The sequence below is a fragment of the Zhenhengia yiwuensis genome, assembly GCF_014384995.1.
GTDB lineage: Bacteria > Bacillota > Clostridia > Lachnospirales > Cellulosilyticaceae > Zhenhengia > Zhenhengia yiwuensis.
In genome coordinates this window covers 95,077-121,551 of sequence record NZ_JACRSY010000006.1, presented here as the reverse complement: position 1 = coordinate 121,551, position 26,475 = coordinate 95,077, and the positions used below count along the sequence as shown (strand labels likewise).

19 protein-coding genes are annotated in these 26,475 nt (G+C 31.7%); 1 reads left to right on the top strand and 18 read right to left on the bottom strand.

What is annotated here, in order from left to right:
• Nucleotides 1-26: 26 nt before the first annotated feature.
• The 13 genes from H8718_RS05260 to rfbA all read right to left on the bottom strand — a co-directional run bounded on the left by H8718_RS05260 (nt 27) and on the right by rfbA (nt 15,558).
• Complete coding sequence (locus H8718_RS05260; protein WP_249332105.1) at nt 27-1,772, bottom strand: polysaccharide deacetylase family protein; 1,746 nt, start codon at nt 1,770-1,772, stop codon at nt 27-29.
• Nucleotides 1,773-1,804: 32 nt separating this feature from the next.
• Nucleotides 1,805-2,728 (bottom strand): glycosyltransferase family 2 protein, encoded by a 924-nt coding sequence (locus tag H8718_RS05255; protein ID WP_249332103.1) that lies wholly within the window; start codon nt 2,726-2,728, stop codon nt 1,805-1,807.
• The gene (locus tag H8718_RS20515) at nt 2,725-2,859 is read right to left on the bottom strand and encodes a hypothetical protein (protein ID WP_283246156.1); all 135 of its coding nucleotides are present in this window, start codon (nt 2,857-2,859) and stop codon (nt 2,725-2,727) included. The genes H8718_RS05255 and H8718_RS20515 overlap by 4 nt, the downstream gene beginning before the upstream one ends.
• A 249-nt stretch (nt 2,860-3,108) precedes the next feature.
• Complete coding sequence (gene rfbC / locus H8718_RS05250) at nt 3,109-3,681, bottom strand: dTDP-4-dehydrorhamnose 3,5-epimerase (protein WP_177671917.1); 573 nt, start codon at nt 3,679-3,681, stop codon at nt 3,109-3,111.
• Nucleotides 3,674-4,627, bottom strand: a complete 954-nt coding sequence (gene rfbD / locus H8718_RS05245; protein WP_249332101.1) for a dTDP-4-dehydrorhamnose reductase — start codon at nt 4,625-4,627, stop codon at nt 3,674-3,676. The genes rfbC and rfbD overlap by 8 nt, the downstream gene beginning before the upstream one ends.
• 18 nt (nt 4,628-4,645) lie before the next feature.
• A complete protein-coding gene (locus tag H8718_RS05240) occupies nt 4,646-5,611 on the bottom strand; it encodes a glycosyltransferase family 2 protein (protein WP_249332099.1) in 966 nt (321 codons plus the stop codon).
• 219 nt (nt 5,612-5,830) lie between these two features.
• Entirely contained in the window at nt 5,831-7,435 is a 1,605-nt protein-coding gene (locus tag H8718_RS05235) for a glycosyltransferase family 2 protein (RefSeq protein WP_249332097.1), read from the bottom strand.
• Nucleotides 7,436-7,450: 15 nt separating this feature from the next.
• Entirely contained in the window at nt 7,451-8,011 is a 561-nt protein-coding gene (locus H8718_RS05230) for a hypothetical protein (protein WP_249332096.1), read from the bottom strand.
• Nucleotides 8,012-8,079: 68 nt separating this feature from the next.
• Complete coding sequence (locus tag H8718_RS05225; protein ID WP_249332094.1) at nt 8,080-11,478, bottom strand: glycosyltransferase; 3,399 nt, start codon at nt 11,476-11,478, stop codon at nt 8,080-8,082.
• A gap of 46 nt (nt 11,479-11,524) precedes the next feature.
• Nucleotides 11,525-12,721, bottom strand: a complete 1,197-nt coding sequence (locus tag H8718_RS05220) for an ABC transporter ATP-binding protein (RefSeq protein WP_249332092.1) — start codon at nt 12,719-12,721, stop codon at nt 11,525-11,527.
• Between the two features lie 9 nt (nt 12,722-12,730).
• On the bottom strand, nt 12,731-13,519 hold the full coding sequence (locus H8718_RS05215; RefSeq protein WP_249332090.1) for an ABC transporter permease: 789 nt from the start codon (nt 13,517-13,519) through the stop codon (nt 12,731-12,733).
• Nucleotides 13,520-13,594: 75 nt separating this feature from the next.
• A complete protein-coding gene (gene rfbB / locus H8718_RS05210; protein ID WP_249332088.1) occupies nt 13,595-14,647 on the bottom strand; it encodes a dTDP-glucose 4,6-dehydratase in 1,053 nt (350 codons plus the stop codon).
• Between the two features lie 41 nt (nt 14,648-14,688).
• Nucleotides 14,689-15,558: a glucose-1-phosphate thymidylyltransferase RfbA gene (gene rfbA / locus H8718_RS05205; protein WP_249332086.1), complete on the bottom strand. Its 870-nt coding sequence runs from the start codon at nt 15,556-15,558 to the stop codon at nt 14,689-14,691.
• Between the two features lie 238 nt (nt 15,559-15,796).
• On the opposite strand from rfbA, the gene H8718_RS05200 reads away from it, so the two are divergent.
• Nucleotides 15,797-17,194 (top strand): undecaprenyl-phosphate glucose phosphotransferase, encoded by a 1,398-nt coding sequence (locus H8718_RS05200; RefSeq protein ID WP_249332084.1) that lies wholly within the window; start codon nt 15,797-15,799, stop codon nt 17,192-17,194.
• Nucleotides 17,195-17,243: 49 nt separating this feature from the next.
• Here the strand turns inward: H8718_RS05200 and H8718_RS05195 are convergent, their stop codons facing one another.
• The 5 genes from H8718_RS05195 to galU form a co-directional block, all read right to left on the bottom strand.
• On the bottom strand, nt 17,244-19,157 hold the full coding sequence (locus H8718_RS05195) for an O-antigen ligase family protein (protein WP_249332082.1): 1,914 nt from the start codon (nt 19,155-19,157) through the stop codon (nt 17,244-17,246).
• 113 nt (nt 19,158-19,270) lie between these two features.
• Entirely contained in the window at nt 19,271-21,451 is a 2,181-nt protein-coding gene (locus H8718_RS05190; RefSeq protein WP_249332081.1) for a stalk domain-containing protein, read from the bottom strand.
• Nucleotides 21,452-21,574: 123 nt separating this feature from the next.
• Complete coding sequence (locus H8718_RS05185; protein ID WP_249332079.1) at nt 21,575-22,708, bottom strand: stalk domain-containing protein; 1,134 nt, start codon at nt 22,706-22,708, stop codon at nt 21,575-21,577.
• Nucleotides 22,709-22,957: 249 nt separating this feature from the next.
• Complete coding sequence (locus tag H8718_RS05180) at nt 22,958-25,087, bottom strand: stalk domain-containing protein (RefSeq protein WP_249332077.1); 2,130 nt, start codon at nt 25,085-25,087, stop codon at nt 22,958-22,960.
• 487 nt (nt 25,088-25,574) lie between these two features.
• Complete coding sequence (gene galU / locus H8718_RS05175) at nt 25,575-26,444, bottom strand: UTP--glucose-1-phosphate uridylyltransferase GalU (RefSeq protein ID WP_249332075.1); 870 nt, start codon at nt 26,442-26,444, stop codon at nt 25,575-25,577.
• Between the last annotated feature and the right edge of the window lie 31 nt (nt 26,445-26,475).

The following is a 26,475-nucleotide window of genomic DNA, read 5'->3' as shown; positions in this document are numbered from 1 at the left end:
TTGACTTTGAAAAGGTAAATCCTCTTTTATTGTGTTAAGCGTTTAATCTGATTTAATAAATTCTGTGGGGATAAATCATTCGAAACATGAATACGCTTAATATCTAATTTCTGTGTCGCTACAGGTCTATACTTAGAAACCAGGTTCGTCACCTGCAAGTCTACACCACACTCACTTGCCCATTCCTTCACTTTACTTGTATGTAAAAACTGTGGGTAAGCCAGTACCTTCACATCTCGCTTGCCTAAGTACTTCTCAATGTCCCCAAAAGATTTTTGAATTTCATAAGAAACATCTGTCTTATCTAGCTCATTCATCAGTGTATGCCCATGGGTATGACTTTGAATATCAATGAGCCCACTTGCCTCCATCTCCTTCGCCTGTTCCCAAGTGAAATGCTCATGTTCATTGGTCACACCTACATAGAGACTGGTCACAAAGAAAGTAGCTTGTGCATTGTACTTCTTCAAGATAGGATAGGCCTTCGTATAGTTACAGAGGTACCCCTCATCTGCTGTAATGAGGATAGGCCTTTTAGGTAGTCCCGTCGTTCCTTCAAGGTAATCCTTAAGCTGCTTAAAGTTAATAGGTGTATAGCCCGCTTCAAGTAGAGCTTTAAGCTGCGCCTCAAAGTTGGCTGTGCTAACGGACATGCTTTGGTCATCCTCTGTGTTTTCTACTTGGTCCTTAATCTTATGATACATAAGAGTAGGGATATAGCCCTTCTTATAAACGGGTTTCTGACTAATAGGGTAGACTGCTTCCTTCCTAGCTGCTCTTTCTTGGTAACCGATCTCTCCTTTGTAGTCTATAGAGACATTCTGTACATGATACTGCTCTTTCCCCTTTAATTTCATAACCACTTTAACCTCATTGATACCCTTATGTAAAAGTTCTTCGTCTAGGGTAATGGGATAAGGATACCTAAAACTCTGTCCTGCAGCTGCATCATTCACCTTATACTCTATATAATCTACAGGTTCTTTAGTACGTACTGTAAAGCGCAAAGTCTGATTAGGCTCACTTAGCTTTTTGACTTCATAAAGATTTTCTTTCTTTACAAGTTCATCATTCACTTGAAGCATTTCTTCTAGTCCTGCATAGAAGTCACTGTATTTAACAGGTAATTTCCCCAGCTTACTTTGCCTAAAAATCTTATCGATATGCTTATACTCAAAAGGCAAATCATAATAAATTTTATAAGCGGCATCTAACCCTTTTGCCACATCTTGCCCATAATGAGTTGCTAATTCATCTGTAAGTATAAGCTCATACTGCTGACCATATTGATCATTTAGGTACTTCATTAGCTTTTGGTCTTCTTCTTGATCTACATGCATATTTAATACCTTTATAAAAGGCATCTCCTTAAATAGAAGATCCTTCTCATCTAAAGGCGTATAAACAAAATGAAGCTTTAAATCCGTTAAAGCCTTAAGTTCTTCATGATTAAAAAGAAGACTGTAAATCGCTTGAACTTGTTGCTGCTCTTCTAAGTTTTTGCCATATAAACTTAAGTAAACCTCACCACTTCTCCCCTTAAGCTCCTCTATCAGAGCCTGTAAATCTTCTTCCTGATAATCTGCAACATGGGCCCAAATTTGCTTTTCTACTTGCTCGATTTTAACCCCTGCTCCTTTCTTTTCTCTTCCTATATAAATAGGCAATTCTTTATTCTGTCTAGTCTCTGATGCATACACCGATGTAATGGTCATTAAAAACACTGCGAATAATAAGCTCTTGATAACTTGTACTTTTCTACATTTTCTCATAGCTCTCCCCCTATTTATCTCTGTTTTATAACCTATACACTTTCATTTTGCTGTATCTTAGTATCTTGCACACTTTTATTTCCGCTAGACTTCATAGCATTCTTTCCTATTTCAAGTGCATATTTTGTCCATATTCCTACATAAACCAAACTATTTATCCACAGACTATAAGTTTTTATATAGTGTTTCTTATAAAAAATCCACATGGCATTGTGGAAATCGTAGATAACTTTAGTCCTACGTTTTTTAGAACTCCCCCCCTTATAATGAATAATACTTGCTTCTGGATAATACATAATTTTATAGCCACCTTCTTTAATACGGTAGCAAAGGTCTATATCCTCGCCATACATAAAGAAATCTTCATCTAAAAGGCCTACTTGATCTAGTACATACCTTGGCATAAGCATAAAAGCCCCCATTAGACAATCTACTTCCCCTACTTCATTTTCATCTAAATGGAGTGCATCGTACAAACCATATTTTACTTTATCTCTTTTATGTAACTTTAAGAAATAATAGAAAGAAGTCCTTGGTGTAGGAAACCCTCTCTTACAAGCATGATCTAAGGTACCATCTGGTAAAATAACTTTGCATCCTAGAGCCCCAATCTGTTTATCTTTTTCTATGTAAGCCATACACTTTTCCAAGCACTCTTCTACTACATAAGTGTCTGAATTAAGAAGTAAGAGATACTCCCCTTTTGACTTTCTCATACCAATATTATTGGCTTTTGCAAAGCCTAGGTTCGCATCATTTAATGTAATGTTAAGAAGCCCCTGAATTATGATTTCTTTATAATCTTCTTGTAACCTTGTCATACTATCGTCCATCGAAGCATTATCGACAAGCATGATTTCATATTCAAAAGGTAGCTTCTTCTCTAGCACTGAATCGATGGTCTGCTTCGTTAAAGTATATGTATTGTAATTGACGATAATAATAGATAGTTTCATAAGTCACCCCCCTCTTTGTCTTCTATCCCATAATAATGTGTTCTATTCCCTTCTTTGTTTCCTTTAAGATAAGGATCATTAAAAGTTTCAAAGTAACTGTCTTTTATAATATAAAAATGATTCTTGTTCATGAGTTTCTCCTTGATACAAAGAAAGCTCCCTTATTTATTATAGGGAGCTTTAACACTTTCAAACTAACCATTTATGAGTCGCATATTGGTTAGCGACAATACTTTCAAACCAACCATTTATGAGTCGCATATTGGTCAGCGACAATACTTTCAATCTAACTTAATAGTACCTTATTCATCATCATAAGTCAACCAGCTGGAAATAAGATACTATTATAGTCTATGCACTTTTAAAAACTTTGATACAACTTAATATTTAAAAGGATTACCCTTTGCTACAAACTCCTTCAGCATAGGTTGCTTCTGATCTTTCTCAGATAAGAGTACTTCCTCTATCCCTTCAAGAGGCCATTCAATGCCAATATCAGGATCATTCCATCTTACCCCACCATCATACTCTGGTGCATAATAGTCTGTACATTTATATTGGAAAGTAGCTACATCTGATAAGACTAAGAACCCATGGGCAAAACCCTCTGGTACATAAAACTGACGTTTATTTTCAGCACTTAATAGTACGCCTTCCCACTTTCCAAAAGTAGGTGAACCTTCTCGTAAATCTACAGCTACATCATATACTTCCCCTTCAACCACCCTTACAAGCTTACCTTGTGTATGCTGAGTCTGGAAGTGAAGACCACGGAGTACACCCTTCTTAGAACGCGATTCATTATCTTGAACAAATTGCATATGAAGTCCTGCTGCTTTAAAGTCTTGTTCAGAATAACTCTCCATAAAGTAACCACGGCTATCTCCAAACACTTGAGGTTCAATGATACAAAGATCTTTAATTGATGTTGGTATAACATTAATTTTACCCATTAACTTTACCTCCTAAGTTTTCCTCTTGCCATGCTGTATCTGCTTCTAGATAATCTGCTAATGCTTCTTGCCATGGCCTAAAGGTATTTAGTCCTTGGATTTTCAGCATAAAGTTATCTAATGAAGAGTAAAATGGCCTTTTAGCAGGTCTTACAAATTGTTCACTCGTTACTTTGTTGACCTTAACATCTATTCCTTTAAGTTCAAATATTTTTGTAGCAAAATCATACCACGAGCATGTTCCTTCACAAGTTCCATGGTACACACCATAATATTCTGTTTGGATCAGGTTCACAATAGCTACGGCTAAATCTTTAGCATAAGTAGGATTACCAAACTGGTCTCCTACTACATTAAGTTCCTTATTTGTCTGTGCTAACTTGAGCATTGTTCTAACAAAGTTATTACCTTCACCATAAAGCCATGCTGTACGAATAATGAAATGTTTTTTACATAACGTGCGAACAAGTTCTTCACCCATTAGCTTGCTTGTCCCATAAATACTTTGAGGCGCTACTTTATCATCCTCACGCCATGGTCGACTAAGCTTAGCCTTCTCTATGCGTGACTGTAATACATCTTCTAAACCTACTTGCTTAGCCTCTAATGTATTAAACGCTCCATCAAAAACATAGTCTGTAGAAACTTGTACAATTTTTGCGCCTATTTGTTCACATACAATAGCTAAGTTGCGTGGTCCTACCGCATTAATCTGATAAGCACGCTCCATCGCTTCTTCACATTTATCTACAGCAGTGTGTGCTGCACAGTTTATGACTATATCTACTTTGTTAGCTATTAAATATTCTTTTACTTGTTCAAAGTTTGTAATATCTAAAGTATCATAGTCTGTGCTGATTACTTCATAAATTTGACCTATCTGTGTAAATTCATTTTTAAGTGCAATGCCTAACTGTCCATTGCCACCTGTTAGCAATACTTTCATGGTCTACCTCCATTTTATCTATCTATTAAAAACTTTCATTCCTATATAACTTAATGTATTTTTAACCAATAACCATTCTATATAGAAATAATTAACAATATTTTTCCATTTAAATTTAACTTTATTTATCTTCTTTAATGTTCTTAGCCCTTCTAGTAAACCTTCTCTATACTCTTTTCCAAAACCTTTTTTTATGAAGAATATATATTTAATTAAATAGCCTAAAAGTAAAAATGGCATATTGATGATGAGCTGTAAGAATGGCATATTTTTATAAGGAACATAGATATTATTCCTAGCTGCTAATCTCACTTTGAATGCATTATACTTACTTCCAGATGTGGCACTTCCTATATGTAAAACTTTTGCCTCAGGACAATACATATTTTTATAACCATGTATAAGTGCTCGATAAGAAATATCTACATCTTCCATATAGGCAAAGAAATGCTCGTCAAAGTAACCTATTTCCTCAAAGATAGACTTACGATATAGTGCCGCACCTGCACATGCAGAAAAGACTTTTTCCTCTTTATTATATCTATTTAAAGGTCCTCCTGCTCCTCTCTTATTAGTATATCCTAAAATAGTATATTCATCTCCTGCATCATCTATAAGATTTTGGTGATAATATTGAATCATCTGACTACATACTGCAAATATTCTTTCATCATTTTCGATACTTCTTACTAGCTCTTCTATAAAGTCCTCATAAATCTCAGTATCATTATTTAATAAAAGTATATATTTCCCTCTAGCCATATGAATTCCTTTATTTACTGCTTTACTAAACCCATAATTTTTATTAAGCTGTTTCCATATTATATATGGATATTTTTTTTTAACCCAGTTATACTCCCCATCCCTAGAATAGTTATCTATAATTATAACTTCTTGTACCAATGTATTATTTACATTAATAGACTGTAAACACCTATCTAAATAGTTATTTCCATTATAATTAGGAATAACAATAGAAACCATTTAAATCTCCTTTCTATTAAAATAACTTGAAGATAAACTTTTTTAACAGTTTTATATCATTATATGGGTAGATATAATTAATTAATCTTAGAAAAAGTATACTTAAAAAGGTTATCTAGTTTATTATTAATAAACTATTATCTACGGTATAACTAATTATTATGATAATGAAGCATATAAAATATTTTCCTTTTGTTTCCTGTCTCAAAATTCTTCTATCTAGAAATACTGAAAAAAATTCATATATTTATCTAATACATTAAATATTTTACTATTTTCTTTAATAATTAATTCACTATCATTTATTACCTTTAACTGAGGAGAAACTACTATATATTGTTCATTAAAAGAAACTTTTTCACAGTACTTAAGCCACCTATCTATTTCAAAAAAGCTTAAGCCTATATTCTCAATAAATTCTTTAGTATCTATCAAAAATGTTATAGGTTCTATAGCATCTACATTTTGAGCTATACTTAAACGTCCCATATATCCTTGAAAATTTATCTTTTTGCCTTCATATACCCTTTTTATGCTATTACCTTTAATACTTAATCCTAAAGATCTAATAGTTTTTCTATCTTTTAAAATTAATGGAGATACTATAAGTGCATTTGTTATATAAGTTTCTCGGTATAAATTTATAAATAATTCTTTATCTGTAAAATCTGTTAATGCATGTAATACTACTGTATATTTATTTCTCATTAATTTCTTATATAGTTCTTGTTGATTTATAATTTCCTCATCTTTCTCTATACGCCCATTATCAATACTATAAAAGTATACTTCAAATTTTTCTTTACCTAGACAATGCCCTAATTTATCTATTATAAATTTCTTATCTTTTATTTCTTTATCATAAATAATAATATTAATATTTTCATCTAACTTTCTTTTAGACTTAATAATCTGTGACCCTATATATTCTCCTGATCTTACATCTAAATCATAATTTTTATTTTTTCCCCAATCTTCTATGACTTTTCTTGAACTTTCTATAGCATGTTTCTTTTGATATATATTGCCTGCGGTAGATGTTTTGCTTACTCTCCAATGGTATAAAATTTTAGGAATATGCTCAATCTTTCCTGTATTCTCACACATTCTTAGTATAAATTCATAATCTTGACTACCTTCATATCCTTCTTTTAATTCTCCATATTTATCTATTAATCTTTTTCTTACTACAAGAAAATGACAAATATAATTATAACTTAACAAAGTCCTAGGAGACCACTTAGGCTTAATATGCGGTTCAAAAAATTTATTTCCTTTTTCATTTGTTTTATCTTCATCTGAATAAATAATATCTGGTTCCTTTTGTAAAATACAGTTAGCTACCTCAGATAGGGCATCTTGTGTTATAAAATCATCATGATCTAAAAATGCTATAAAATCTCCTGTTGCTAAAGAAATAGCTTCATTAGTATTTAATGCAATTCCTTTATTTATTTCTAGTTTCTTATACACTATTCTAGTTTCATTTTTTTGATAACTTAATATAATCTCTTCATTGCTTGAAAGATTACCTGCATTTACTAAACACAATTCCCAATAAGGATATATCTGTTTAATAACTGATTCTATTAATTCAATTAAAAATCTATCATCTACATTAAAAACAGGGACTACTATACTTATTTTAGGATAGTTATTTACTTCATTTATAAATTTAGTATTTATATCCCTTTCTTTCTTTTTACATGTATCGTAATAATTATAGGAAATAACTATCTGTTCTACTTTATTAATACATTTATAATATGTTTTCCTTATACCATCATATTTTATATGCTCATAAATTTTCTTAAGGTTATTCATTTTAACCCTACACTCCTATCTTTTTAGAAATGTAAATAATTTAATCCATACGATATTTAAAATAAGAAATACCACATTAATAAATATTATTTGTAAAATATTTAATACTTTAGCATATTCAATTGTTAATACTAAGTTATTTTCTGCATCTTTCCATGCAGTAATTCCTTCATTGGAGTTATCTGAACTCAACATTAAAGTATATACATGGCCTTTTTCCACATTTATTCTTAGGTTATCTAGTTCCAAATATTCATTATCAATTATTTTACTATTGTCAATTTCATAATTAAATATTTCTTTATCCCCGTCTAATAGAGAAATATTAGTATTCCCTGGATTTTCTCGATTAAAGGTTGAAAAAAATATTTCCATTCCTACTATAGTATCATTATTAGGTATAAGTGTCTGTATTATAGTATTATTCATATTAATGTCTTCTGTTATGCTTACTAAATTCTGTCCTATAATTTGCTCTTCATTCTGAGGAAATACCATAAACCTAACAAAAATAATAAGATTCACCATCAAAGTCAATATAAACAAAAAAACACATTTTTTTATTTTACTATTCATTTTCATCATCCTTACTTAAATAATAGAGGGAATTATTTATTCCCTCTATTATTTATAAACGAAATATTTTATTTGTTACTATAAATATTTTCTAATATATCTATGCTTGGTTCCCATTTCCATTCGCTAGCTGTTTTATATCCATTCATAACTAATTGTTGTCTTAATACTTGATCTTCAAGCAATCTTCTTAATGCTTGATGTGCACCTTCAACATCTCCTTGTTCAACCACTAATGCATTATACTCATTCGTAATATACTCATCATAACCTGTTACCTTACTAACAACACATGCTCCACCACATGCCATCATTTCTAATGGAGGGCCAAAAAATCCTTCTACTCTACTCATTTTGAGAAATATATCACAACTTGAGTAAATATACTTCATTTGTTCCATAGGTACCTTTTCAAAAAATCTATCACAGTGCCATTCAGGTTTTGGTCTTCCTGCCGAACTAATACACCATACCTCACAATCTAGTCCATTAATTGCATTAAATGCATCTTCCATACCTTTAAATGGAATATCTATAGGCCCTTCTAATAATATCCTTAGTTTCTCCCCTTTAGGTACCATTGGCTGTGTTTTATGTATAATTTTTTCATCTAGCCCATTTGGAACATAATGGGCTTCTTTACCAAATTCCTCTTTTAACCATTTCTGTATCCATTTAGCTTCCGTAATAATCTCATAATCCATCTTATATGTTTCTAAAGCTCTTCTATATTCATAGGATTCTTTTTCATAAAAACGGCTTTCATCAGACTGTACAAAATAGTACTTTTTATTCGCATTAATATGTTGAGCTGTATAGGCTGTAGACCATCCTGTTGCAACTAAGATATCAATATTAGTCGGCACATTCTCCATAGTCACTATATCCACATTCTGATTCGGGAACCAATCAATAGTTGTATTATCGTCTTCTGTAATAATTAAAACCTCATAGCCTCTTTTTTGTAATCGATTGATATGCTGACATATAACTGCAATGCCACCAGAAATTCCACATCCTGGTATTAAATATGCTATCTTAGGCTTCATTTTAATCAATTTAGTATGTTCTTCTAACATAATATTAAACCATTTATTATCTTCATCTTTAAAAGTCAACTCTAAATTATTCTCATGTAATCGTAAATTAGTTAAAATTTCATTTATAGCTTTAAACTTATAGCCACTATAAGCTAATCTAAGCCATAATTCGTGATCCTCTCTATATCTCATAGTAGTTTTTAAGCCCCCAACAGTCCTAAGCGCTTCTGTTTTTGCCATGACAGTACTTTGACAAGGAACACATATTTCTTTTAGCATATCATAGTTACAATCAGGGCTAAATATCTCTTGCCCATCTTCAATATTTATTTTTCTACTCCCATCAACTAATGCTCTCCAACCACCATACACAACATCTACATCATATTTTCTCATATATTCTATAGAAATTTTAATTCTATCTTGTTCTGCTATATCATCACTATCCTGAAATGCAAAATATCTACCTCTTGCTTCCCTAATTGCCTTATTTCTTCCACGAACTGCATTCCCACTATTATCTTTATAGTAAAATACTCTTACCTTAGGATGCTGCTCATATTGCTTTACTATATCAAGTGTTGATTGTGGAGAACCATCACACACCAAAATCAATTCAATATTATCATATGATTGATTAAGAATAGATTCAATACTTTGAATTAACACATCTGTTCTATCATAAATAGGTATTACTACTGATACTAAATCATCATAATTTTCAATATCTTTATCACTCATCCTTTTATCTTCTAAACTCAGTACGGGGTTTAGACGCAATTTTTTAATCACTAATTTAGGATTTTTTATAGCCTTTTTAAACTTTTTTTTAACTCTTCTATATTTATCTAAAGCCTTCCAACCTCTACAACTATAAATTTCATTTAGTATCATATCTTTTTCTGCATTAAGTTCTAACAAGTACTTACAATTTGCTTCTTTTTGCTCAAGTTCCTTGATTTGTTGATTAATGATATTTTCTCTTTCTAAAATTTCTTTTTTAATCTGTAAAATCTCTTGTTCTTTTTCCATTATTGTCTCTCTTTTATTTTCTAATTGTTTACTTATCTCTTTTATTAAATTTTCTCTATTCAATAATGTACTAGAAACTTCTCTAATAACATTCTCTTTATTTTTTAGTTCATTTTGTTGTTGAACTATAATAATCTCTTTTTCCTCTATAACCTTATTGCTAATATCTATTTTTTCTAATAAGTCATTAATTTTTTGATTCTGTTCCTCTATTATCAGCCGCTGTTTTTCATTTTCTAATGCTTGCAGATTAGTTTTATCATTAATATTATTTATTTCATTTTGATAATCTATTTTTTCTGTTTGGAGCTGCGTGTTAAGATTAGTTATTTCATTAATTTTTATTCTTCTATACATATTATACTTATATTCACGAACTAATGCCTCATTACTTCTTTTGACTTTTTGATATTTTCTTCTTACTTCATCTAAATTAACCCCAATATTACTCTTAAATACCTCTTCTAGTATAATATTAAGATTTTTTTCTAGACTGCAATACTTTCTAACAAACTCTTTTAGCTTAATAAGGTTTAGTTTACTATGGCTATATCCCTTCAATAAGTCTACATATATTTCTTCTGCTAAATACCTTTTAAATCCTCTTCCTGAAAAATTAGTATTAAAAGTATCATAAATATTTTTTTCATCTATCCATCCTGGTCCTCCATGAATATCATAACAATATAAAGGAATCCCCATTGCCATTGCATACTGAACAGTTTTTCCTATTGAAATAATTAAATCATAACCAATAAGTATTTCTGGAGTTATTAGTGTTTGTATATATCCTACACCATAAATATCCACTTCTACTCCATCTTCTCTTAATAAATCTATTAGCTGAATTTCTTCTATAGGTAAATGATTTGAAACTATCGCTACTTTTTTGGGCAAATCATTTCTTCTGTCCCATGTATACTTAAAAAATTCTTCATCTACGTAATTAGGAAAAACATAGATATTGGATTCTTCAACATTCTCTTCCAATATTTTTTTTCTAGTTTCTTCACTATTAGCTAAACATAGAGTTAGTTCATTTGCATAATAAGGTGCGACCTCTAAGGGTTCAAAGGGAGATAGAGAACTAAAAATTATTTTATACCCTTTTATTTGTTTTATAAAAATCAAATAATCTAATACTATTGTGTGATGTGCCCAAATTAAATCATAACTCTTTTCTTTTAATTCTTCTAATAATATATTGGTAACGATTATTTCACTTTTTTCAAATTTTTCTCTGATAGGTTCACCAAAGTTAAAAGTCGCTACCTCTACTATTGCTCCCATTTTCTTGAATTGTAGAGCTAAGCTTAAGCAATTAATTTCTGATCCTGCAAATTCAGCTATAGAATAATTAGTTATTAATATTTTTTTACCCTTTATTCTATCCATGTTTCCACCTCCTCTTATTTATGCAGATAAATCTTATAAACTATTCTTATCTATATATCCACTTATGTTTTGCACGAAATTGTCCTTCTGAAATAGGTATTCCTATTTTATTATTTACAGAATTAATTTCAAACTTAGCAATATACTCTTCTGTATCATAAGGATACATAATCATATCATCACATACACTAGCTGAAATATAATATGTGCCACTTAAAAAGTCGTTTTTAGGAATTACTAGTTTTATTTGTCCTATATTTTTTTCTAGTAGAATATCATCTCTTATTGTATTAAATAGTGTTACAATATCCCCTTTACTATCTCGTATAATAATTCCTATTCCATATTTAATTTGTTCTGTCATAAACTTTAAGTCTATACATATTTCTATATCTTCATCAGTATAATATAGTTCCTTATTCAACGATACTCCCATAATACAGATTTTATTTTTAGCCTTTATTGTATGATCTATCGCTCTTAATTCTGTAACTTCTATTTTCTTATTAAAATCCTCTAAATATTTTTTGTAACTTTCGCATACATCTTCTGCTTTACCTTGTAATTTTAATTTTCCTTTCTCTATCCATATAGCTCTATCACAAAAATTTCTTATTGCAGGTAAACTATGACTTACAAATAAAATAGTTGCACCTTTGTTTACCATCTGCTTCATTTTTTCAAAACATTTTTCTTGAAAATACATATCCCCCACTGATAGTGCTTCATCAACTATAAGTATATCAGGTTCAACATTTATAGATACCGCGAATGCCAGTCTAGCAAACATTCCACTTGAGTAGGTTTTAACAGGTTGATAAACAAAATCTCCTATATCTGCAAAGTCGATAATATCTTGTAATCTATGTTTTACCTCTTCCCTTGTTAATCCCATCATCATACCATTCAAATATATATTTTCAATTCCTGTATATTCCATATTAAATCCTGCACCTAATTCTAATAGTGCAGATATTCTACCTCTTACTTCTACATTTCCAGCTGTGCTATTAAGTACACCTGTTATAATTTTTAGAATAGTTGATTTTCCAGAACCGTTAGTACCTAGTATACCTACTGTTTCTCCTTTTCTGACAGAAAAAGATATTTCTTTTAGAGCATGAAATTCTTTATAATATTGTTTTTTTTTCGTTAAAGATAATGCTTCTTTTAACCTATCTGTATTTTTATCATATAATTTATAAGTTTTTGTTAACTTCTCAACCTTAATTACTGTCTCCATTCTTTTCTCCTATAATAAGTCTGCAAAATGTGGTTTTAACTTTTTAAATAAGAATGCTCCTAAAATAAATATACCAATTGCAATACACCAAAAATAAATTCCTTCATCTAATCTTTCATAAATAGATATATTGTATATCAACGAATCTCTATATCCTTGAATAATATAGTATAAAGGATTTAGCTTTAATATCTTTATCCACTTATCCGAAAATATTGTAGGATTCCACATAATAGGTGCTAACCAAACTCCAAACTGTAATATAACCACTACAATTTGACTCACATCTTTAAAGAATACATTTATTGTCGCTGTAACTAAGGATATTCCTATTATTAGAAAGATTAAACACCCTGTATAATATAATAACTGTAAATTAAATAAACTAGGTATATATCCATGAAGTAAAAATATATACATTAATATCCATATAAAAAACAAATGTATGAATAACGCAGATATAATTTTTACTAAAGGTATTATACTAACTTTAAAAACTACTTTTTTTACTAGATAACTATACTCCGTAAAGCTATTAGTGGCACTAACTATTGATTCCGAAAAGAAAAACCATGGTACTAATCCTGATACTAACCAAAGTAAATATGGGACTCCTTCTACAGGTACTATTCTAAACCCTATGTTAAATATAAACCAATATATTAAAATAGTCATTATAGGGGGTACAAACCCCCATACAATACCTAATGCTGATCCACTATATTTATTCTTAAAATCATTTTTAGACAAGTTAATTAACATTGTCCTACTATTAAACAACTCTCTTATTAACCTCATAATTTCTCCTATAATTTAGCATTCTACACATCTAATTTAAGCTAACCTACTATTAAGAAATATCCCTTACTTTAATCAAGTATTTTTATACATCTGTGAATAATATTCTCTATACTCACCTGACACAATTCTTTCCATCCACTCTTGATTATTCAGATACCATTCAATAGTTTCTTTAATACCTTGTTCAAATGTATAACTTGGACTCCATCCTAATTCAGTAGTAATTTTAGTATTATCAATAGCATATCTTCTATCATGTCCTGGTCTATCTTGAACATATTTAATCATCTCTTCTGATTTACCAAGGTTTTCAATAATTAGTTTAACAATTTCAATATTAGCTTTTTCATTGTTACCGCCAATATTATAAACTTCACCAATTCTACCTTTATGAAGCACAGTATCAATTCCTGTACAGTGATCTTTTACATGAAGCCAATCACGAATCTGCATACCATCCCCGTATACAGGAAGCTGATGACCCTTAAGACAATTATTGATCATGAGTGGAATAAGTTTTTCTGGAAATTGGTATGGCCCATAGTTATTAGAACACCTTGTAATGTTAATTGGCATTCCAAATGTTTCATGATAAGCTCTTACGAAAAGATCTGCACTTGTTTTAGATGCTGAATATGGGCTATTTGGTGCAAGAGGTGTTGTTTCTGTAAACATACCCGTTTTACCAAGTGTACCATATACTTCATCTGTAGAAACTTGTAGGTACTTTACACCTTCTTTAAACTTACGGCAGTATTTATCATGAGGATTTACTTTCCAATGTTTTTTTGCCGCATCTAATAAAACCTGTGTACCACGTACATTAGTCATTAAGAATATCTCTGGATTTTCAATACTTCTATCTACATGCGATTCTGCAGCAAAATTGATCACTGTATCAATCTTATATTTCGTAAAGATTTCATCTACGAGTTGTACATCCGTAATATCTCCTTTAATAAAGGTGTATTTTTCATCATTCTCGATATCTCTTAAATTTTCTAAGTTACCTGCATATGTAAGTGCATCTAAGTTAATAATATTATAATCATATGTACTAAGCATATGTTTAACAAAGTTTGTTCCTATAAAACCTGCCCCACCTGTTATTAATATATTTTTCATATCAAAATGCCTCTTTTCTTTTTAGTTTTCTCAAAAATCTATTACTCCATATGTGCTATTTGCATCATATATTGACCATACTCTGTTTTAGCCATAGGCTCAGCTAATGTTATTAATTGTTCCTTACTAATCCATCCTTGTCTATAAGCAATCTCTTCAATACATGCTATGTATAACCCTTGTCTTTTTTGAACCGCTTGTACAAAACTACTCGCCTCTGTAAGCCCTTCACAGGTACCTGTATCAAGCCAAGCCATACCACGTCCAAAGAGTTCTACTTTAAGCTTACCTCTTTTCAAATATTCTTCATTAATAGAAGTAATTTCTAGCTCTCCTCTCCATGAAGGCTGAATGCCTTTTGCAATCTCTACAACATCATTATCATAGAAATAAAGCCCTGGAATAGCATAGTTAGATTTTGGCTGTTGTGGTTTTTCTTCTAATGAAACAACATTTCCTTCTTGGTCAAATTCTACCACTCCAAAGGCATGAGGATTACTTACATAGTACCCAAAGATTACAGCTCCTTCTTCAAGCTCTGATGCCTTTCTAAGCGCTCCTGTAAAACCTTTGCCATAGAAAATATTATCTCCTAATACAAGTGCGACTTTATCCTGTCCAATAAAGTTTTCTCCTATTGTAAATGCCTGCGCAAGCCCTTTAGGCTCCTCTTGCACGGCATATTCAATTCTCATCCCCAATGTACTACCATCCCCTAATAATTCCTTATAGACCGGTAAATCTCTAGGTGTAGAAATAATCAGTACTTCTCTTATTCCTGCTAACATAAGTGTTGAAAGAGGATAATAAATCATAGGTTTATCATAAATAGGTAAAATCTGTTTTGATACTGCCTTTGTAATTGGATAAAGTCTCGTTCCTGATCCCCCTGCTAAAATAATGCCTTTCATAAGTCACTCCTTTTATTCTCTATTTACATATATAAATCCATAAATTTTATATATGTAAAATGATACTTTTATTACTTTATTATAGCATACTTTAAAATATCCTTCGGCTTTTTTCCGTAAATTTCTACAGTTAAATATTACAATTAAATTACATTTATTTGGTATATGTATTATTTTGTACTTATTTATCACATATAGTATAATAATATCTATCATGTTTTAAAGGAGTCTTCTTATTATGATTCGTGAAAATCAAAAATATCTAAATAGACTACAAGTCTTTCTAGATTTAATGGTTATACTTATTTCATTTTTAATCGCTTATTACATACGCTTTTACCAAATGGATGATGGGATACATGCCCTTACTTTCCAACAGAACTTACGCCCTATACTCCTCTCAATGCCACTCTACCTTATCTTCTATAATATATTTGATATTTATAGTACAAGGCGCACGAAACCCCTTCATGTAGAGCTTTCTGCAATTGCTAAAACGAATATTTTATGTGCTATCTTTATCATGGTAGGCTTATTTATCTTCAAGATTGTAGATTACTCTCGAAAATCTCTTGTGTTATTTTTTATCATTAATACTATACTTACGATGTCGAGTAGATTAGTAATTCGTCTGATTCTCAAAAAATATAGACGCAAAGGTTATAATCTAAAGCATTGTCTTATTATAGGTGCTACCGATAGCAGTGCTCTCTTTATTGATAAAGTCAAAAAAAATAAACACTGGGGCTATAATATCGTTGGTATTATCACTTCTCCCTTTAATCATCACAAAAAATTTAAAGGTCATCCTATAATAGGGAATACTATAGAACTCGAAAAAATCCTATCAGAAAAAGCTATTGATATCGTGATTATAGGAGTCTCTGGAGCAGACCTAAGTGAACTAAGACATATTCTTCAAGCTTGTGAGAAGTCAGGTGTTAAAACGCAGATTATTCCTTATTACCATAAATATATACCTGCCAAACCTTATATGGACGATCTAGATGGCTTACCTGTGATTGATATACGTCACGTTCCTTTAGATAATGTGTTTAAAAACTTCTTTAAGCGTAGCTTTGATATTATTTTTGCTTTGGTAGCTCTTATTATAACAACCCCAGTATTACTCTTTGCAGCAATTATGACTAAACTTTCTTCTCCAGGTCCTATTATTTATAAACAAGAACGTGTAGGACTAAACCGAAAAAACTTTAATATGTATAAATTTCGTTCTATGCGTGTTCAGACTACTGAAGAAGAAAGGGATAAATGGACTACTCAAAATGACCCTCGCAAGACCAAATGGGGAAGCTTTATGCGTAAAACAAGTATTGACGAATTACCTCAGTTTTTTAACGTTCTCAAAGGAGATATGTCCGTAGTAGGTCCAAGACCGGAACGCCCTTACTTTGTGGATCAATTTAAAGAAACTATTCCTCGTTATATGATCAAACATCAGGTACGCCCAGGTATTACAGGTTGGGCACAAGTATGTGGCTATAGAGGCGATACCTCTATTAAAAAGCGTATTGAACACGACCTTTACTACATAGAAAATTGGACCTTTAGTTTTGATTTAAAAATTATCATTCTTACGATTTTTAAAGGATTTATTAATAAAAATGCTTATTAGAAAAAGCCCTCAAAAATTATGTTTAAATAATTTTTGAGGGCTTCTATTCTTATATATGCTTCTTATTTTTCATCAAAATAGTCGCATGTTCTAATGTTTTCTCATAATCTCTTCTTTCTTTTTGAATAATAAAATTAACAGCCATACCCGTACCTAATAATATCCAAAAGATAGGTGCTACAGATACTACAGAGTCATTGAAAATGCCTGCTCCTAAATAACCTATAATACCTAAAAAGAATGCTATTCCTATTATCTCGAATTCACTATAGCCTTTTCTACAAGCATAAAGCTTTATACTTTGTACTATATACGTACCTATTAAAATCATAAAACCTACTAAAGCAACTACACCTTGATTCAGTGCAATTTGTAAGTAGAGATTATGAGGTTTATCCACTATCATATTCGTTGTGCCATAAGCATACCATTTCCCAAGATAATCATCTTGCGGGAAATATAAAGCATAATTATCTGGTCCATATCCTGTTATTAATGTATCTTTTAGTAAAGGTAAACTTCTAGACCAAATATATCCTCTAGCTGAACCCAAGCGTTCTTTTCCATAAAATCCCACCCGCCTAGGATCCTCTAATACATCTCTTTCATATGTAATCGGATTCACATAATATACTTCATCTTGCTCTACACCTAAATAAAAAATACGCTCTTTATCATATTCAACAAGCCATTTACTTGCCGTTTCAGATAGTTCTGTACGTCTATCTATTGTAATATGTATAAATCGTTCGTCCTCAAATCGGTATGTTTCCCCATCTAATATATTCGGAATTACATTTCCGTCTATATCTTGGAAAATTAGGGTTTGGTCTTCTGCTTTTTCCTGCCCAGCTGAACGAATAACCATATCTCCTTGAGACGTTTTTAAGATAACCTTATTCTCACTTTCCTGTAGCCCCTGAATGGGTAATTTTTGTTTAAAGTCTTCTTGTTCTGAAGGACCTTGCACAAGCTGTATGGCATCTGAGATTAAACTTGGAATTCTAGCAAAAAGCTTTCCACCTAGTGCACTATTTAAAACAATTACTCCTATTAACCCTATTCCTGCAATAGGTACAATCCATTTCCAAGATTTTAAAATCCTCTTACAAAATACAATAACAAACACCAAACTTGTAAGTCCCGCACCAATAAGCCCCGCTCTAGAAGTACTTCCTAGGAGAACAATAACACCACATACTGTAAGCCCTCCAAATACTACTCTATATTTTATATTATGCATAAATAAAAAGAGTGTTAAAAAGATTGGTACAATGAGTGCTCCAAAACTCCCTACATAATTATAATGGTACATTGTTCCATACATCTTTCCCGGACCATGTACACCACTTAATCCTTCTCTATACTGTGCATAGGCTTCAGGAACAATTAAATTTTTCCCAAAATCGGTTGTCAAAACAATATCCTTCCCAACATATTGACAAATGCCCAGTATAGCCACGATACATGTCAAAATTCCTAGGGGTATAAGTATTAATTGTATATTTTCTTTCTTCTGTACCATATAATATGTATAATACATCATCACTATATAGGCTAATAACACAACAGTTCCTTCTGCTCTATCTGCAACTCCCCACCAAGCTATATCTTGATGCTGAGATAAAACACCTGATAAAATGGTAAAAATCAGATATATTCCAACCCCTATACTCATTATCTTAAAAACTTTATCTACTTTTAAATCCTTCTTATTAAATGATAAAAAGAGCATAATTAACATCACAGCAGCAATACCTAGTATACTTCCTGCTTTATATTGAGAAAATATATCTACAATTTGCACTTGATTAAATAAATCTGCATACTCTTGATCTGTAATATCTACTATAGTCATCCTCATTATTAATGGTATGATGCCTACACCTATCATAATAGGTATATACCACAACCAAGAGAAATTAAATTGGTATCTCCCCTGACTTTCCTTGACTTTTTCCAACTGTATCACCTCTTTATTTTTCATAATGAGTTTATTATAACATAATTTTATAAAAGTAAGCAAAAAAGGTGCTCCCTAAGGAGCACCTTTTTTTATAATTCATTATCACAGAATTATTTTACTTGATTTGTGAAAGTAATTGATTTTGTAGCTGCATCGTAGCTGTAGCCGATTCCAAGACCGTCTGCAACATATTTGAATGGTACGTATGTTCTACCTTTTTCAATTACAACTTTTGTATCCATTGGTACGTTGATACCATTTTTATTCATGATGTTTGATCCGTTTTGGAATTGAAGAACAGCACCATCTTTGAAGATTGTTACTGTACCAACACCATTGATTGTACCGAAGTCAACTTTACCGAATTCTTCAGCTACGAATCTTACAGGAACCATTGTTCTGTTGTTTTTATCAATGAATGCAGCAGCATCAGCAGTTTTAGCTTCACCGTTTACTGTGTAAGCTGTATTACCGATTGTTAATACAATTTCTTTAGCTGCAGCAGCATTTGGAAGATCTTCTGTATTTTTTGTACCTACTACGAAGAAGTCTTTAACAGTGATTGCATCTGTTTTTTCTTCATCATCTTTGTCGTATCCTGGATGACCTTTAACGTTCATTTCAGAGATAGCTTCACCGTAGAGTTCTACGTCGAATGAACCTTCTGGAACATTTCTGTTTGTTGTTACTTCAACACCTGAAATTGTGATTGTAGAAGCTTCATCAGATGGTCTCTTAACTGTAACTTTAATTTGTCCAGCTTTCTCACCTCTTGTGATTACTTCTGATTCAATTTCAAGGTCACCTTCTGTAACTTCTACTTTTGCATCTTCAATTGAGAAGTATTTTGTTGGAGCAACGTAGAATACTTCATCTCTATCGAACATTTCTTCTTCTGTTTCAGCGATAGTGATTTTACCACCTACTTGACCTTGAAGACCAACTTTAACTGTCATAGCTTCTGCTTCTACTTTGAATGGAGCTTTTACAGTACCAATTTCTGCTTTAAGCGCTTCTTCAAATCCTCTGCTCTCTGCAGTAATTGTAATTGGACCATTTTGGTTTACATCTGCATATACTTCAAATTCCATTGTAATTGTGTTGATTTTATTTTTTTCAATTACACTTGTATCTAAAGTAATTTCACCTGTTTTTGCATCAACTGTTGCTGCACCTTTTTTCTCTGTATCATTTACTTTTACAGTAACAGCTGTACCTGTAGTAACATGTGCACCTTCTACTGTGAAGTAAACATCTCTTTTAGCATCTAAGCTGTCGATAGCTGTTTCTTTTAATTTTACATTAACTTTTTTAGCTTCTTTACCGCCTACTAATTCAACTTTTTTGTCATCTACTACAGAGATATTGATATCAAAGTCTGCAATATTAGCTACTACTAATTCTGTTTTAGCAAGTTTTTCTGATTTACCTGATTCTACTACATCTTTTACATCAACTTTTACTTCGCCAATTGAGCAATCTTTTCTTGGGTTTTCTGGTTTAACACCGATACCTTTAAGTACGATTGAACCTCTTTGTGCATCTTTATCAAAACCTGTTACAGTTACGATTAAAGATTTACCATCATTTGTTAATTTACCATCTGCAACTAATTTTGTATTAGCGTGGCCTCTTTTACCTTCTACTTCTACAGAACCATCAAATTCTAAATCTGATCTATTTGGTAATTCGATTTCGAATTTAACACCATCTGCATCATTGTAGAATGAACCAGCTACTTTTTCTTCGATAGTGATATCAGCGATTTCACCTACACCTTCGATAGAAACATTTTTTGCATCACCAGCTGTAGCTACGTATACTTTATCCCCAGCAATTTCTGATGCTGTTAAAGTATATTTTCCAGATGTAACTACTGAATCTTGGCCATCAACGATGATTGCAGGAGTTCCTTTTTTAACTTTACCAATAACAGGAATTTGAACTTCTTTATCACCTGCTGTTACAGTTACTCTAGCTTCAGTTTTTGATAAAATTTCTACTTTAACATCTTTCCCTACATATACACCTGTTGTTTGACCAGCAGTTGTATATTCATCTTTATTGAATTCGAATGCTTCTGTTTTTAAGAAGAAAACAGTATCTTTTGTTGATGATGCTCCTTCAATATCTACATTTAAGTATACATCACCTTTTTCTACTGGTGTATTTTCTACAGCAGAAATAGTTTTACTAATTTCATTTGTTGATTTAGCCATTGTTGTTACTGGTACTGCTGTTACTACCATAGCTGCAGCTAATACCATAGCTAATTTTTGACGTAATTTCATGATTAACGTCCCCCTTCATAATTATAATTCATTATATAACTTTCCATTTCATAGTAAATTATATATGTGTATATTTTTAAAGTCAATCTACTAAATGTAATTGTAACTTTCTTGTAATAAATTTTAGTTTAATTTTAGACGTGTATCGTAAGTTGCAATAACATCTTTACTTTCATTCAATACGTATACCGTAGCATCTGTATCAAATTCTGTTTCTACATCATCTTGAATATCTTCTAAATAACTCTCTAGTTTATTTTTAGCTGTTCCATCCATCTCATTCCAAGCTCTTTTAGCTATACTTAAGTTAGCATAATCTGTGTAAATCTCAATTTCCAAATCTAAATCATCTTCCTTAATAGTCATATTACGTACACGTATTGAACCACCATCAAAAATTCCACCTAAGTTTAAAGACGGAAAATCATCGTATTTATTTTGTATAAACTCTGTATATTTTTTAAGATCTTCCGCACTAAATTCACTATTTCCTTTGTACTCAAATCTAAAACTTCCTTTTGCAGATATTGTAAATGTTGCTTTTTCTACTTTTTCCCTCTTATCGTAAATTTCACCTTCAACTTTAATATCACCGCATTCTTTTTGAATATCTTTCACAATATCTTTTGTCATTTTCTCTAGGTTAGCTTTTGAAATATCTTTAAATTCATCACCAAACTTCATACTATCATAACTCATTTTAAACTCTAATTTATCCTCATCCCCTTTAAGGCTTAAGTCCCACTCTATATTATAGCGATCATCATATTCTTTCTCTAATTCTTTAAGTGCCTCTTCTAAGACTTTTGCAAAGTCTACATCCACATCTTCTTGCTCATTATCCTGTTTATTTTCTTCTTTATCTGTAATCCCTAATTTTTTCTCATACTGCTCAATTTTAACTTGCATTTTTTGTATTTCTGATTTAGCTACTGCAAGTTCATGATTTCTAGCTGCAAGTTCTGCTTCAAGTGCCGAATGAGTACTGGTATTGATTTCTACTGTATTTGTAGTGCCATTCCAGTTTACTTGACTTCCAATTAATTGTCCTGCGTCACGAAGTGATACATATACAGAATCTCCAATAAAAAATGGTTCCATATTAGGCACTTTATGCTCACCATCTACTTTAACATTAATATTGTTATAACGAAGCTGTACATTTTTTGTAAGGTTCGCGGCACTTACTGCAAATGCTCCTGTTCCGATAGCACTTGCCATAAGTACTGCCATGATTTTTTTACTTCTTATTTTCATTATCATTGCCTCCTTATGTAAAATCACTAGATTGATTTCCTTGATTAATACAAGTATATTATTGACTTTAAAGTTATTCAACTACTGTAGTCAAAACTTAATATTACATTAATATTAAAACAATATTAATGTATCCCCTTTTACTTAAATTCCTTAAAAACCCCACCTATTATTCTACCTTCTATATAACAAAAAGAGACATAAGCCTTAAGCCTATGCCTCTTTTGAAGGGGTAGTTATTCATTAAAATTATCTATTTGTAAATGTAGCTGTTTTTGTTTCGTTTGACCATTCAACTTCTACGTTTAATAGTCTAGCCATTTCACCTACTGGTACATATGTTCTACCATCGATAATTGTTACTTTTTCATCCATAGGAACTTTAACACCATTTACAAGTGCAATGTTGCTTCCGTTTACTACTTGAAGTACACGGCTACCAGCGAAGATAGTGATTGTTCCACCATTTTCTTTAGAGAATAATACATCTTTACCATTTACACCAAATACGTCTGATACGTATTTAACTGGTACCATTACACGATTTGATTTAGCAACATATGGTGCTGCATCCATTTCTTTCACTTCACCATTTACTGTGTATTTTCTTTCTCCAACTTTGAAGATACCTGTACCTTTTTTAAGACCGTTAGATGTATTGTCTTCTGTGTTTGGAGTACCAACTACTAAGAAGTCTTCAGCTGTGATTACATCATCTGCATGTTTAGAAATTGCTGAACCACCGATTGTTAAATCGAATGAACCTTCTGGAACAGTTCTATCTGTATCTACTTTGATATCTGTAATTGTGATTGTACCAGCTTCGTTTGATGTTCTATCAATTGTAAATGTAATTTTACCATCTTTAACTTTTACATTTTTAATTTGAACATCTTTAGCTTCTACTTTAGCATCTACTACATGGATACCGTTAGCTTTATCTTTAGCTACTTCAACTACGATTTCTTTACCACGTGGTAACATTTCAGCTTCTGTTTCAGTGATAACTACTTTCCCACCTTTTTGACCTTTAAGACCAACTTTAACAGTCATAGCTTCTGCTTCTACTTTAACAGCTTCTTTAACTGTACCAACTTTAAGTTCGATATCTTTTTCAAAGTTTCTGCTTGATGCTACTAATACAACATCACCAGTTTGGCTCGCTTTACCTTCAACTTCGAATTCGAATACAACTTTGTTTGCTTTTGTATCGCTAAGTTTAGCTGTATCTAATGTAAGACCTGTAACTTCGTCTTTTTCTGTTTCTTGAGTTAAGATGCCTTCTGCACCTTCAGTTACTTTAAGTGTATCTTTAACAATGTTTGCGCCTTCTAATTCGAAGTAAACATCTTGACGTTTATTTAAGCTTGCAATTGCATTTTCTTCTAATGTAACTTTTACAGTTTTACCATCTTTACCAGCTACAACTTCAACTTCTTCTTCAACGTTAAGTTTAACACCGAAGTCAGCTACGTTAGCCACTACTAATTTAGCATCTTCCATTTTGTCAGCTTTAACTGCTACTTTTACTTCACCAGTTTTTACTTCGTATCTTGGGTTTTCAGCTTGAACTTCGATCCCTTTGATTTTAATTCCGCCTCTTGATGCAGATGAAGTAATACCTTCTACTGTAAGTTCTAATACTTTTTTATCATTATCACGGTACTGAGCTTTTACTTTTACATCTTGACCAGCAAGCCCTCTAAGCCCTTCAACTTTGATATCTGAACCAAGTTTAAAGTCTAAGTCTGAGCTATTTGGAAGTGATACTGTGATTACACTACCGTTTTTAAGTGCTCCAGCAGTTTTTTCTTCAACTGTAATATCTGCGATTTGGCCTTCGCCATCTACAGAAATGTTTTTAGCTGAACCAGCTGTTGCTACTAAAGCTTTATCTGTTACAACTTCTGAACCCGTTAATGCATATTTACCTGATGTAGCTAATGAATCTTCACCATCTACAACGATTGCTGGGTTACCTTTTAATACTTTACCGTATACAGGAATAGAAACTTTATTTCCAGCTACCTTTACTGGTACTGTTACTTTAGCTTCTGTTTTTGATAAGATTTCTACTTTAAGACCTGTTGTTGCATCTACGTATACACCTGTTGTTTGATTAGCTGTTGTATAAGCATCTTTGTCAAACTCAAAATCTTCTGTTTTTAAGAAGAATGTTGTTGTTGTATCTTGAGTTGTTTGATTTGCATCAAATTGCATATCTAATGCAACACCTTTAGTTGCATCTAAAATAGTACCTTCTACAATAGATACTACTTTATTCATTTCATTTGTTGATTTAGCCATTGTTGTTACTGGTACTGCTGTTACTACCATAGCTGCAGCTAATACCATAGCTAATTTTTGACGTAATTTCATAATTAAGCCTCCCTTAAGTTGTCGTTAGGCAATTACAAGGTTATGTGTATGTAATGTTTTGTAATATTTATTTAATATTTTTTAATATATTTATAATAAAATAAAACACCTTGTAAATTGCACATCTTTTTTGTTTCACAGTCCGATTATACAAGATATATCTAAGTATTATCAAGCTTTTTTATGACATTGTAATATTTATGTAACCTACCAACATTAACCAATTATGGTTTTCCCTTGTATTTTCAAGGGGTATCCCCTAAGTAATTACAATATGGAAATTTTTTCTTTTACCTTGTCTCATTTAATATTTCGTAATAATTACTTAAAAATTTAAATGGCAGTAAAAATTTAATTAAGATATAAAAAAAATAACCCATAACTCTTTATACGAGTTATGGGTTATTTAAGGGGATAATGCTTGATTCCCCCCTATTATAACGAAACCTTGTCTTTCTTATCAACAGGCAAGTTATGGTATTCGATCTTATGCTTTACTTACAACTTCCTTTAAATAAGTCATAAATTCATCACGTAAATCAGCGCGATCAAGTGCAAAATCTACAGTAGCTTGCAGGAAACCAATCTTACTTCCTACATCATAACGTCTACCAATAAAGTCATAGGCATACATTTTCTCTTGCCCAGCTAACTTACAAAGTGCATCTGTAAGCTGAATCTCACCACCTGCACCAGCTTCTTGTTTCTCAAGTAATGGAAAAATAGCTGGTGTAATAATGTAACGACCAAGAACCGCCACATTAGAAGGTGCTTCTCCGATTTTTGGCTTCTCTACCATATTTTCTACTGTATACATTCTATCAGCAACTTGTGCCCCTTGCACAATACCATATTTATTCACTTGATCTTCTGCCACTGTCTGAACCCCTAAGATCGTTGATTCATACTGTTCATACATGTCCATCATTTGCTTTAAGCAAGGTACTTCTGATGTAATCACATCATCCCCTAGTAAAACTGCAAAAGGCTCATCCCCAATAAAAGTTTTTGCAGTGAGTACTGCATGTCCAAGCCCTTTTGGCTCTTTTTGTCTAATGTAATAAATATTGGCGATTTCAGATACGGATCTTGCAATCTCAAGAAGTTCATCTTTACCATGTTTCTCAAGTTCCATCTCAAGTTCTACAGACTTATCAAAGTGATCTTCAATAGACTTTTTAGTTCTACCTGTAACAATAATAATATCTTCAATACCAGAAGCTACTGCTTCCTCTACAATGTACTGAATAGTTGGTTTATCCACTATTGGAAGCATTTCCTTAGGCTGTGCCTTTGTAGCGGGTAAAAATCTTGTCCCTAATCCTGCCGCTGGTATAATCGCTTTTTTAATTTTCATCTTTCAAACCTCTTTTATTCTCTTTTTCTTT

Bases quoted from the DNA above. Each gene is read 5' to 3' on its own strand.
- rfbA (WP_249332086.1), bottom strand. From the start codon at position 15,558: ATGAAAGGCATTATTTTAGCAGGGGGATCAGGAACGAGACTTTATCCA.
- H8718_RS20515 (WP_283246156.1), bottom strand. From the start codon at position 2,859: ATGAACAAGAATCATTTTTATATTATAAAAGACAGTTACTTTGAAACT.
- rfbC (WP_177671917.1), bottom strand. From the start codon at position 3,681: ATGGGTAAAATTAATGTTATACCAACATCAATTAAAGATCTTTGTATC.
- H8718_RS05240 (WP_249332099.1), bottom strand. From the start codon at position 5,611: ATGGTTTCTATTGTTATTCCTAATTATAATGGAAATAACTATTTAGAT.
- H8718_RS05255 (WP_249332103.1), bottom strand. From the start codon at position 2,728: ATGAAACTATCTATTATTATCGTCAATTACAATACATATACTTTAACG.
- H8718_RS05220 (WP_249332092.1), bottom strand. From the start codon at position 12,721: ATGGAGACAGTAATTAAGGTTGAGAAGTTAACAAAAACTTATAAATTA.
- H8718_RS05230 (WP_249332096.1), bottom strand. From the start codon at position 8,011: ATGAATAGTAAAATAAAAAAATGTGTTTTTTTGTTTATATTGACTTTG.
- H8718_RS05235 (WP_249332097.1), bottom strand. From the start codon at position 7,435: ATGAATAACCTTAAGAAAATTTATGAGCATATAAAATATGATGGTATA.
- H8718_RS05185 (WP_249332079.1), bottom strand. From the start codon at position 22,708: ATGAAAATAAGAAGTAAAAAAATCATGGCAGTACTTATGGCAAGTGCT.
- H8718_RS05190 (WP_249332081.1), bottom strand. From the start codon at position 21,451: ATGAAATTACGTCAAAAATTAGCTATGGTATTAGCTGCAGCTATGGTA.
- H8718_RS05200 (WP_249332084.1), top strand. From the start codon at position 15,797: ATGATTCGTGAAAATCAAAAATATCTAAATAGACTACAAGTCTTTCTA.
- H8718_RS05215 (WP_249332090.1), bottom strand. From the start codon at position 13,519: ATGAGGTTAATAAGAGAGTTGTTTAATAGTAGGACAATGTTAATTAAC.
- H8718_RS05180 (WP_249332077.1), bottom strand. From the start codon at position 25,087: ATGAAATTACGTCAAAAATTAGCTATGGTATTAGCTGCAGCTATGGTA.
- H8718_RS05260 (WP_249332105.1), bottom strand. From the start codon at position 1,772: ATGAGAAAATGTAGAAAAGTACAAGTTATCAAGAGCTTATTATTCGCA.
- rfbD (WP_249332101.1), bottom strand. From the start codon at position 4,627: ATGAAAGTATTGCTAACAGGTGGCAATGGACAGTTAGGCATTGCACTT.
- H8718_RS05225 (WP_249332094.1), bottom strand. From the start codon at position 11,478: ATGGATAGAATAAAGGGTAAAAAAATATTAATAACTAATTATTCTATA.
- galU (WP_249332075.1), bottom strand. From the start codon at position 26,444: ATGAAAATTAAAAAAGCGATTATACCAGCGGCAGGATTAGGGACAAGA.
- rfbB (WP_249332088.1), bottom strand. From the start codon at position 14,647: ATGAAAAATATATTAATAACAGGTGGGGCAGGTTTTATAGGAACAAAC.